This window comes from Candidatus Cloacimonadota bacterium (genome assembly GCA_034661015.1).
GTDB lineage: Bacteria > Cloacimonadota > Cloacimonadia > JGIOTU-2 > JGIOTU-2 > JAYEKN01.
Map to the genome: position 1 here is coordinate 1 of JAYEKN010000034.1, position 11,115 is coordinate 11,115.

Below are 11,115 nucleotides of genomic sequence, written 5' to 3' on the forward strand. Positions count from 1 at the left end.
AAAAACTTGCTATGAATTGTTCCAAAAAAAATATTCAGTAAAATTTAATTTATTATAAAGGAGCAAAAGTGAATTTTTTAGTTACAGGTGGAGCTGGTTTTATCGGCTCGAATATCGTAGAGCATTTATTGGAAATGGGTGAAAATGTAACCATTTTAGATAACTTTTCTACCGGCAGAAGAAGTAATATCGCAGAATTGGTAAAACATAAAAAATGCAAATTGATTGAAGGGGATATTCGCAGTTATCATATTGTGCGTTCTGCTGTAGAAAATGTTGATTATATTTTACATCAGGGAGCCTTGCCTTCTGTTCCTCGTTCTGTTAATGACCCACTGACTACTAACGAAGTCAATATAGTTGGCACTTTGAACGTCCTTCAAGCAGCAAAAGAAACAAATGTGAAGCGATTGGTTTTTGCTTCATCGTCTTCAATTTACGGTGATAGTGAAGAACTACCAAAGCATACAGATATGCGGATTAATCCGCTTTCTCCTTATGCATTATCCAAATATACCGGTGAACGTTACTGTCAAATGTTTTATAATTTATATGGATTTGAAACTGTTTGCCTTCGCTATTTTAATGTTTTTGGACCAAAACAAGATCCGACATCTCAATATTCTGCGGTAATACCAAAGTTCATTACCGCAATTATGGAAGACGAAAAGCCCACCATCTACGGAGATGGTACCCAGTCGCGTGATTTCACGTTTATAGAGAATGTTGTTAGCGCAAATATCAAAGCTTGTTTTGCAAAAAATGCACCTGGTAATGTGATGAATATTGCTTGTAATGATAGAATTACACTTGTTGAATTAGTTGACAAGATTAATATCATTTTGGGTAAAGCAATCGAACCGGATTTTTCGTCGCCAAGGTTAGGAGACATAAAGCATTCTTATGCCTCAATCGAAAAAGCAAAGAAATTAATTGATTACGAAGTCAAAAAAGATTTTTCACATGGTTTGGAAGAAACCATAGATCATTTTAAAATATAGATAAATTGGAGAATTGATGAAAATACTAATTACAGGTGGAGCCGGATTTATCGGCTCATATCTGGCAGAAAAATTACTCGACCAAGGGCACTATGTCATAATTATTGATAACCTTTCCACAGGCAAATTGTCCAACATTCGTCATATTTATAAGAATGCAAATCTCGAAGTTCACATAGATACGATTTTTAATCAAAAACTTATTCAGGATTGTGTTAAAAAGTGTGATCAAATATATCATCTTGCAGCAGCTGTTGGGGTGATGTTCATTGTGGATAATCCGGTGGAAACAATAGAAACAAATGTGTCCGGTTCGGAAGTAATGATCAAATTGGCTAATAAATACAAAAAAAAGATATTCATTGCGTCCACTTCAGAAGTATATGGAAAAGTGGATGAGTTGCCTTTCAAAGAAGATAGCAATCGGGTTTACGGTCCAACCACAATTCGCAGATGGTCGTATGCAGAATCAAAGGCGATTGATGAATTCCTCGCACTTGCTTATTGGCATGAAAAAAAATTACCTGTAGTTATCGGACGATTGTTTAACACTGTCGGACCACGTCAATCAGGGCAATATGGCATGGTTGTTCCCAGATTTGTTCAGCAAGCACTTCTCGATCACCCAATCACTGTTTATGGAGACGGAGAGCAAACACGCTGTTTTACTTATGTAGAGGACATTGTCGGGGCAATCATCAATTTGATGACTGAAGAAAAATGCGTTGGACAAATATTTAATATTGGGACTAATCAAGAAATATCAATTATGGAACTTGCCAAAAAGGTGAAAAAATTAACTAATAGTTCATCTGTCATTAAAAAAATATCTTATGCGGAAGCATATGAAGAAGGTTTTGAGGACATGAGAAAAAGAGCTCCCGATATTTCAAAATTAAAGAAATATGTTGGTTTCAAACCCAAGGTTGAATTGGATGAAATTCTGAAAAAAGTAATAGAATTTCACAAGAAATAATGTTCGTTAAATAATCATCCCTGATTGTATAATCCTTAAATAGACAAATTAAAGGTTCATTCAATGGAGTTTAAAAATAAAAAAGCTATTCGAAATTATCATATTGAAAGAACTTTCGAAGCGGGAATTGTCCTTACCGGTAATGAAATCAAATCAATTAGAGCCGGGAAAGTAAATTTCATTGATAGCTTTGCAAAAATCGTTGATGGAGAAGTATGGCTGGAAAGTCTGCATATCAGCCAATATAAAAAAGGATTTTATCAAAAATACGACCCTCGCCGACCACGAAAATTGTTGTTGAAAAAATATGAGATCAAACGGATGCAAAAGAACATTGAAGAGAAAGGATACACGCTAATTCCAACCAGAATTTACATTAACGAAAAGGCACTTGCAAAAGTTGAAATAGCTATTGCTAAGGGTAAACGAGAATATGAAAAACGCGATAAAATCCAAAAATATGAAGCCCATAAAGAGATGAGTAAATATTTATGATATTGAATCACGGAATACACGAAAAATGTCAAAAGCATTTCTTCTGCTTTTTTTTCTTACGCATAAAAATCTATTTTCCGTGTAATTCCAGGTGTTTAGTGGTTTGAATGTGAGAAAAAATGGTTATTAAAATTGAAAATATAAAAAAGATATATGATACTGGAAAGATCCAAGTTACCGCCTTAAGGGGAGTGAATATCTCAATCAAACGAGGAAGTTATACCGCAATAATGGGACCTTCCGGATCGGGTAAATCTACCCTTTTGCATATTCTTGGCTGTCTTGATACACCTACGGAAGGAACCTACCATCTTGATGCGGAAATGGTAAGCAGTCTCAAATCAAATAAGTTAGCTGAAATAAGAAATCGTAAGATTGGATTTGTTTTTCAGACATTTAATTTGCTGCCAAATCTGAATATTCTGGCAAATGTAGAACTTCCATTGATTTATTCTGGAATACATAAAAGAAAACGGATTAAACGTTCCAAACGAGTGCTGGAACAGGTTGGGCTTGGGCATCGTCTAAAGCATAAACCGAATGAACTGTCCGGTGGTGAACGTCAGCGAACTGCTATTGCACGTGCTTTGGTCAATAATCCGGCAATAATCCTCGCGGATGAACCTACGGGAAATTTGGATAGCACTTCCGGGCATGGGATCATGAGCATATTTAACGATCTGCATTCCCAGGGACATACCATAATTGTTGTTACTCACGATAGTTATGTTGCAGAAGTAACTGATAATATCATAAATATTGCAGATGGTAGAATTCAATAAACAAGAAGGATTCCGGACTTCATCCGCTCTTTTCGGATGGAATTCAGATAAGAGAATCGGAAACAAAAGCAAACATAACTCCAGCCGGAAACAGAGTTGGCTGAAGTCCAGCCACCACCTGATATTTTTTGATTTTGTTAGCCATAATTTTGTCGTATGAATATTGCCTATAATATAAAACTCGGCGTTTCCGATATGATTCACAACATCGGAAGAACCATTATCACGATGATTGGAGTGATTCTCGGTGCATTGACGATTATCGTAGTTTCTTCACTTGTTCAAGGTGGCAGAGAGAAGTCCTTACAATTCATGGAGGAAAGAGGAGGGGCATTAAAATTGTCTATTCACCCGCAATGGAGCTTTGACCTGAATAAACGCAGTGAAGCGTATCAGCAACGTTTAACTTTGGAAGATATGAAAAAATTGCGAAGATATTTTCCCGAACTTCAGGCTTTTAGTCCCACAATTTCAAAGTGGAACAGGCTAAAATTTGAAGGAAAATACACACACGCTCGAACACTCGGAGTATATCCCGAATATCAAGAGGCTGAGGAATTTTATATCGGCGAAGGAAGATTTATCTCGAATTTCGATATTCGTGAAGCAAAAAAAGTGATTGTTATCGGAACCCTGATCAAAGAAAGATTGTTTGGGGAAAAACCGGCAATTGGGAAAAAGATAAATCTAAACGGGACAAAATTTCATATTATCGGAATAATGGAGAAGAAAGAGATGTATTTCGGTGCAATGGGTGAGAACGCTTTGTCTTGGATGAATCGTCGCTGTTTTGTTCCCCTTACAACCATGACAAAGAAAATGTATTATGACGAACCTTTAAGTTCCATTAATTTTAGAGTTTCATCGGTTGATAAAGTAACTCCCACCCAGCAAAAGATTTCCCAGTTTTTGCTTGCACTTCGGGATGGTAATCAGGTTTTTGAAGTTCGTGCTAATAATGACAGGATGGAAGATATTAAGAAGCAGACGCAAAAAACACTTTTTGTCGTGATCATTATTTTCATTTTCAATCTTCTCGTCAGTGGAATTGTGATTGCGAATATCAGCCTTGCTTCTATAAAAGAGCGTTTGCGTGAAATTGGTGTACGTATGGCTGTTGGTGCAAAAAGGCGTGATATTTTGATCCAATTTCTTGTGCAAACTTTATTAGTTAGCTTACTCGGCGGTATTGTTGGAATCCTTTTGGGATTATCACTTTTAAGTGTTCTCGGCAACTTTTTAAAATCTCCAACTGCCACAAATTTGGCGATGATAGAAATTGCTCTCGGATTATCAGTCGGGGTTGGTTTTATTTCCGGAATCGTTCCGGCAATTAATGCTAGCCGTTTAGATCCTGTAGAAATTTTACGCTATGAATAAAATCAAAGAATTTTTCAGTAAATTTTTCCGAAGTGTTCGTCTGGTTTATCAAAATTTCTCGGCAGATCATGGTTTTTTGATGGCTTCGAATCTTGGTTATATAACGTTCCTCGGCTTTATCCCTTTTGTAATGGTAATTTTTTATTTCACTCCGAATATTACAATGGGAAAAATCCGTGAAGTTATCTTAGGTTTTATTTTTCAAACCTTTTTACCGGGTTCTGCTGAAAGTTTAAAACAAATCATTACCGAAATGCTTGAACGAAGACTTGGAATGAATATCTTCGGATTTATACTTTTAATGATGACTTCATTCTTTTTATTCAAATCAATTTCACGGGCTTTTGATGACATTCTGAGGATTCACAAATTAAAAGAGCGCAATTTTTTTAGAGATTTTGAACGATTTATTGCTGCAATTGTAGGCGGAGTGATTATTGTGGCAATGTTACTTTTCACAACTTCGTTGCCAATTATTAGTACCGTTGCAAATTTGAAAATTATTATTCATATTTTACCTTATTTTAGCATCTTTCTGTTACTTTTTGTGATGTTCAAATTCATTCCTTCTGTGCGGCCAAAAGCATCTCACTCTGCCATTGGAGCAGTATTCACCAGCATTGTTTGGATAATTTCTAAAATATCTTTTGATTGGTATATTGTTACATTTACAAATGTTAAATCCGTGTATGGAACACTGGGAGCATTCCCAATTTTTATGATCTGGCTTTATCTTAATTGGGTAACAATACTTTTTGGGATGGAAGTAGTTTCGTTTCATACAAATGTGAAACATCCGCGCAAGAGAAAAAAAGTACAGGAAGAAGGGGTGAGAATAAAGTTACGAATAGAAAAAATTTGTAAAAGTCGTCCCCCAAAAAAAATAAAGGAATTTCAAACTTCCGATTATAAAGATAACAAAGAAGAATTGAGAAAAATATTAAATTTTCTAATTGATGAAAAAAATAAATGAAAAGGATTTGTAATGATACAAAGATTTGATGGAAGAAAAGCGAATGAAATGAGACCTTTTAGAATAACAAAAAATTATTTACAAGAACCGGAGGGCTCCGTGCTTGTTGAGATGGGGAAAACAAAAGTGATTTGCACCGTCTCTGCTCTTTATCAAATTCCGCGATTCATAAAACAGGAAGGTGGGAAATACGGTTGGATAACTGCTGAATACGATATGTTACCACGAGCAGCAGATAAAAGGAATATTCGCGATCGAGAGAGAGGTAAAATAAAAGGTCGAAGCCACGAAATCCAAAGATTGATCGGGAGAACTTTTCGGGCAATAACAGATTTGTATGCTTTCCCGGGGCGGAGCATTTATATTGACTGTGATGTAATCCAAGCGGATGGTGGCACGAGAACTGCCTCTATCAATGGTGCTTTCATGGCTTTATACGATGCTTTTAGCAAGATGAAACGAGAAAATAAAATTAAAACTTTTCCCCTCAAAAAATTTATCGGTGCAGTTAGTGTAGGTGTTGTAAATGGAGAAGTACTTCTCGATCTACCTTATAAAGAAGACGAAAATGCAGATGTTGATATGAATATTGTGCAAGACGAAGATGGAAAATTTATCGAAATTCAAGGTTCGGGTGAACAGGCAACCTTTTCTCGCGAGCAGCTCAACGGCATGCTTGATTTCGCCGGAAAAGGAATCAAAGAAATCGTCAGCTACCAAAAAAAATTAATTATAAAGGATTTATAAATGAAAACAAAATATACAGTTGACGAATTAAAAAAAATTAGCAAAGTTTGCAAAAGTGATATTCTAACCATGACAACCCTTGCAGCGAGCGGTCATCCGGGTGGTTCAATTTCATCACTCGACATTTATCTTGCCATTTATGATTTTGCAAATATATCTCCTGAAAATATACACGATCCATCTCGAGACAGAATAGTCATTAGTCACGGGCATACAGCTCCGGGAATTTATTCTGTTTTAGGAAGAATGGGATTTTTTGATATTGAACACGCAATTGCCTTTTTTAGAAAAGCCGGTAGTATTTTTGAAGGACATGTTGAACCGGATGTGCCCGGAATTGAGTGGGCAACCGGAAATCTGGGACAGGGACTTTCAGCCGGAATCGGATTTGCTCTTGCCGGAAAACAGAAAGAAGAAAATTTTGACGTGTTCGTTGTGATGGGAGACGGCGAGCAGCAAAAAGGACAAATCTCCGAAGCAAGACGATTTGCAGTAAAGTACGGCTTGAATAATATTACCGGAATTGTTGATTATAATAGATTGCAGATCAGTGGAAATATTTCCAAAGTAATGCAGCAAAATGTAAAAGGGAATTATGAATCCGACGGCTGGAAAGTAATTGAGATAAACGGACATGATTTTAACGAATTGTTAAACGCTTTTCAAAAAGCCAAAGCAGATACCCAAAACCCAACCTTGATTCTGGCATATACGACAATGGGAAATGGAATTTCATTTATGGAAAATGACGAAACCTATCATGGTAAGCCACTCTCCGAAGATCAGTATGCAGAAGCAATGAAAGAACTCGGTTTGAAAGCAAACTTGTCATATTTCAAAAATATGCGGAAAAATTTTACCATCCCGCCAAATAAAATTATTCTCAACCAAGAATCCCAAGTCCCAAATTCATACAAAGAAATACCTGCATCTAATCTCCAACAAGAATCTCCTCTCACCAAAATCCCCAATCAGTCTCTCGTTCCCAACTCTCCCAATCAATCTTCAGTTACCAACTCTCCAAATCAATCTCTCATTCCCAACTCTTCCAATCAATCTTCAGTTCCCAACTCTCCCAATCAATCTTTAGTTCCCAAGCCCACCGATCAATTTCTCGTTACCAAGCCCCAGCTTGGGAACGTCGGCAAACGCATCATTTACAAAAAAGGAAAAGTAGCAAACCGAAATGCTTATGGAGAAGCTCTTTATGATCTGGCAAAAGCAAATAAAAATATTCCCTTTGCCGTCTTTGATTGCGATCTTGCGGGTTCGGTCCGAACGAATAAATTTGCGAAGGAATATCCGCATGCATTTTATCAGAGTGGAATTCAAGAACACAATACTGCTGTAATCGCCGGAGTTGTTTCAAAGGAAAATATCATCACGTTTTTTTCGGATTTTGGTGTATTCGGTGTGGACGAAACATATAATCAGCAACGCTTAAACGATATAAATAAAACAAATCTAAAACTTGTAACAACACACGTTGGTTTGGATGTGGGCGAAGATGGGAAAACCCATCAGTGTATAGATTATATCGGTTTGATGCGGAATTTGTACGGATTTAAAATTATTATTCCCGCAGATGCAAATCAGACAGATCAAGTTATCCGATATATTGCTTTTCAAACCGGAAATTATTTTATTCCGCTTGGTCGTTCGAAAACCGAAGTGATCACCGCTGAAAACGGGAAAATATTCTACGATGAAAATCATAAATTCGACTATGGTAAGGTTGATGAATTACGTCAGGGAAAAGATGGCGCACTTTTGGCAACTGGAGTTATGGTTGAGAAAGCCTTACAAGTTCATAAAATTCTCAAGGGAATCGGTATAGAAATCGCTATTTGGAATTTTTCTTCATTATCAGATATTTCAAAAGAGGATATCAAAGCCGTGGCAGAATCAGGAAAAATATTTACTTACGAAGATCATAATGTTCATACCGGTTTGGGAAGTATTATTGCGTCCAAATTATTAGAATTTGAACTAAACGCTAAGTTAAAAACATTTGGTGCATCCCGGTACGGAGTTTCCGGAAAAACGGAAGATGTCTTCAAATATCTTCAGTTGGATGCAGAATCGATTGCAAAAAAAATTAGCGATTCTTTATAAGATATCGTAGATGGCTGCTTTCATAAATTCATTAAGTTCGCAGGAAATTTTTTAATATGAATTCCCGAAAGATTTTAATTGTAACTTCTTATGATAGCACTTTCGTTCTTGCAGACATTCGGATTCTGAAACAGCATTTTTCCAAGGATGAATCCGGCGAAGGGAAAGTTAGAGTTATTGATTTTACGGGAATTCGGAATAGCCTTAGAGATGTTTTAAGAACAATAGTTAAATTATTTTGCGGGATTCTTTGGGCAGATCTAACCTACATTTGGTTTGGAGATTTTCGGGCATTCGTTTCCGTTTTTTTTTCAAGAATTTTGATGAAGAGTACATGTGTAATGATTGGTGGTTATGAGGTTGCAAAAGTTCCTCAATATAATTATGGCGGATTGCTTGGATCATCTATTTTTTTAAAATATACTCTTCAAAAATGTGATAAAATTTTATGCCCTTCAGATTTTACCAAGGTGGAAATAAATAAATTTTATCCAAACAAAAAAACAATGACAATTCCTTTGGGTATAAAAAATGAGGATAGTATTCACTTAAACAAAAAGGACAAATCTAAGAAGGAAAATCTAATTGTTACAGTTGCGAATGCAGTTGGAATTTTGAATCAAACGTATAAGTTGAAGGGATTGATGACTTTTGCAAGAGCAGCAAAAATTTGTACTGATCTTCGTTTTGTGATTATCGGAAAATACGGTGAAAAGGTTAGAAAAGAGTTGCAAAACATTTCTTCTTCATTGGAGTTCACGGGACACATCTCTTCCGAAGAGGTGAAAAAATATTTGTGCAAAGCAAAAGTTTATTGTCAGATTTCTTATCGGGAATCATTTGGGCTTGCGATAGCGGAGGCGATGTATTGCAAGGCAACTCCCGTGGTTACAATGCGAGGTGCGATTCCTGAACTCGTTGGTGAAACCGGTTATTATGTACCTTTTGATGATCCGGGTGCAACGGCAGCTGCTATAAAAAAAGCAATAAATTTTCCAAAAGGGCAGCAAACCCGAGAAAGAATTGTAAACAAATTCCTTCTTGAAAAACGCGAAAAATTATTAACTCAGGAAATAGAATCACTTTTATGAAATTAAAAATTGGTGTCATAGGAAAAGAAAAGGGCTGGAAAATAATTCTTCAACAAGAGGGAATTTTTTATGACATTATTACCGATTTTAGCACAATTAAAATTGATGAATATTCTGTTCTGATTATTTGTAAAAAACTTGATAATGAAGAAAAAAAAGTTGTTAATAATTATATAAAATCAGGGGGCTCAGTTCTAATTGATTCTTATTCACAATTCGAGCCATATAAGAAAATTAGAAGGAAATATTTGATCTCGGAACGTAACTCCATCTTTTCTTCAATTGGTATTGTGGATGTTTTTGATGATATTTATTTACCTAAAAACAATATGAAGGCTTTGGATACAGGTTTGAAAATTTATACAAAAAAGATAGGAAAAGGTGCGATCATTTTTTTGCCATTTGATATCAACAAGTTGCTACGAAATAAACAATCTAAACGGAAAAGGTTCTCGGACGATAGAAAAGAACTTGGATCTGAAATTGTTGCTCAGGTTTCAAAGGGTAAAATACGTAGAATTGTGCGAATTTCTCTGGAATATCTTCATTTCCAAAGGGATTTACCCTTTGTTCAGAAATGGTATTATCCCCAATATTCAAAAAATATATTTATTTTTCGAGTAGATGACGATGGTTGCAAACCGGAAGAAGCAAAAAAAATGTATGAGATTTGTCAAAAGCATAAAATTAATGCCAGCTGGTTTTTGGTGGCGGATTCACTTGATCGTTTGAAGAAATCTTATTCAAATTTCAAATCACAAGAGTTAACTCTCCATTGTTTTAAACACCAGACATATAAAAATTATAATGATAATTATTCAAATTTGAAAAAAGGTAAAGAAATTCTGAAAAAGTTACAAATAGAAACCACCGGATTTGTTTCCCCTTTTGGTGCTTGGAATGAGTCATTGGCAAAAGCCGTTGATAACCTGAATTTTGCTTATTCATCAGAGTTTGCTTTGGACTATGATAATCTGCCATTTTTTCCGGAAGGTAACAATGAGAGCTATCGAACTCTTCAAATTCCTATTCATCCGATAAGCATGGGCCGACTGCATCGCTCTCATTATTCAGAAAATGAGATGAAAAATTATTATAAAAAAGTGATTTTAAGAAAATTGGTTTTGAATGAACCAATAATTCTTTACCATCATCCTCATCATAAGAAGTTAGATGTGATAGATGATATTGTTGAATTTATTAATAATCAAACCGGAATATGGAAAACAACGATGGATGGCTTTCGGAAATGGTGGAAAAAACGCATTCAAGCAAAATTCAAAATCGAATACGCTGATAATGAATTGAAAATATTGAACGAAAACGAGAATAATGAAGTTTATTTGCGAGTAGCTGCGGATGAAAACAATGAGAGCATTGTGAAGCCTGCTTCTGAGATTTCTTATGATTCTATTGTTTGGAAAAATGCTCCCAAGTTTTCATTTCCCGATAATATAAAACGGATTCGACAATGGCAATGGCGTGATTATCTTTATGATTATGAATCTCGGAAAGCCCGAAGATTACTATGAAACCTTCCCGTGTTTTTCCGTGT

10 protein-coding genes are annotated in these 11,115 nt (G+C 35.7%); all 10 read left to right on the forward strand.

Annotation, left to right across the window (positions count from 1 at the left end):
• The first annotated feature begins 68 nt into the window (after positions 1-68).
• The 10 genes from U9P79_01130 to U9P79_01175 all read left to right on the forward strand — a co-directional run bounded on the left by U9P79_01130 (position 69) and on the right by U9P79_01175 (position 11,092).
• Entirely contained in the window at positions 69-1,001 is a 933-nt protein-coding gene (locus tag U9P79_01130; protein ID MEA2103232.1) for an SDR family oxidoreductase, read from the forward strand.
• Positions 1,002-1,017: 16 nt separating this feature from the next.
• Positions 1,018-1,977: a GDP-mannose 4,6-dehydratase gene (locus tag U9P79_01135; protein MEA2103233.1), complete on the forward strand. Its 960-nt coding sequence runs from the start codon at positions 1,018-1,020 to the stop codon at positions 1,975-1,977.
• A gap of 63 nt (positions 1,978-2,040) precedes the next feature.
• On the forward strand, positions 2,041-2,472 hold the full coding sequence (gene smpB / locus U9P79_01140; protein MEA2103234.1) for an SsrA-binding protein SmpB: 432 nt from the start codon (positions 2,041-2,043) through the stop codon (positions 2,470-2,472).
• A gap of 119 nt (positions 2,473-2,591) precedes the next feature.
• Positions 2,592-3,254, forward strand: coding sequence for an ABC transporter ATP-binding protein (locus U9P79_01145; GenBank protein MEA2103235.1), 663 nt, complete (start codon positions 2,592-2,594; stop codon positions 3,252-3,254).
• Positions 3,255-3,410: 156 nt separating this feature from the next.
• Entirely contained in the window at positions 3,411-4,634 is a 1,224-nt protein-coding gene (locus U9P79_01150; protein MEA2103236.1) for an ABC transporter permease, read from the forward strand.
• Entirely contained in the window at positions 4,627-5,607 is a 981-nt protein-coding gene (locus U9P79_01155) for a YihY/virulence factor BrkB family protein (protein ID MEA2103237.1), read from the forward strand. Before U9P79_01150 ends, U9P79_01155 begins: the two co-directional genes overlap by 8 nt.
• 12 nt (positions 5,608-5,619) lie before the next feature.
• Entirely contained in the window at positions 5,620-6,354 is a 735-nt protein-coding gene (rph, locus tag U9P79_01160; GenBank protein ID MEA2103238.1) for a ribonuclease PH, read from the forward strand.
• Positions 6,355-8,469, forward strand: coding sequence for a transketolase family protein (locus U9P79_01165; GenBank protein MEA2103239.1), 2,115 nt, complete (start codon positions 6,355-6,357; stop codon positions 8,467-8,469).
• Positions 8,470-8,525: 56 nt separating this feature from the next.
• Positions 8,526-9,560, forward strand: coding sequence for a glycosyltransferase (locus U9P79_01170; protein MEA2103240.1), 1,035 nt, complete (start codon positions 8,526-8,528; stop codon positions 9,558-9,560).
• Positions 9,557-11,092, forward strand: a complete 1,536-nt coding sequence (locus U9P79_01175; GenBank protein MEA2103241.1) for a DUF2334 domain-containing protein — start codon at positions 9,557-9,559, stop codon at positions 11,090-11,092. The genes U9P79_01170 and U9P79_01175 overlap by 4 nt, the downstream gene beginning before the upstream one ends.
• The last annotated feature ends 23 nt before the right edge of the window (positions 11,093-11,115 follow it).

Excerpts from the sequence above, each read along its gene's own strand:
- U9P79_01135 (MEA2103233.1), top strand. The coding sequence starts at position 1,018 with ATGAAAATACTAATTACAGGTGGAGCCGGATTTATCGGCTCATATCTG.
- smpB (MEA2103234.1), top strand. The coding sequence starts at position 2,041 with ATGGAGTTTAAAAATAAAAAAGCTATTCGAAATTATCATATTGAAAGA.
- U9P79_01145 (MEA2103235.1), top strand. The coding sequence starts at position 2,592 with ATGGTTATTAAAATTGAAAATATAAAAAAGATATATGATACTGGAAAG.
- U9P79_01150 (MEA2103236.1), top strand. The coding sequence starts at position 3,411 with ATGAATATTGCCTATAATATAAAACTCGGCGTTTCCGATATGATTCAC.
- U9P79_01155 (MEA2103237.1), top strand. The coding sequence starts at position 4,627 with ATGAATAAAATCAAAGAATTTTTCAGTAAATTTTTCCGAAGTGTTCGT.
- rph (MEA2103238.1), top strand. The coding sequence starts at position 5,620 with ATGATACAAAGATTTGATGGAAGAAAAGCGAATGAAATGAGACCTTTT.
- U9P79_01165 (MEA2103239.1), top strand. The coding sequence starts at position 6,355 with ATGAAAACAAAATATACAGTTGACGAATTAAAAAAAATTAGCAAAGTT.
- U9P79_01170 (MEA2103240.1), top strand. The coding sequence starts at position 8,526 with ATGAATTCCCGAAAGATTTTAATTGTAACTTCTTATGATAGCACTTTC.
- U9P79_01175 (MEA2103241.1), top strand. The coding sequence starts at position 9,557 with ATGAAATTAAAAATTGGTGTCATAGGAAAAGAAAAGGGCTGGAAAATA.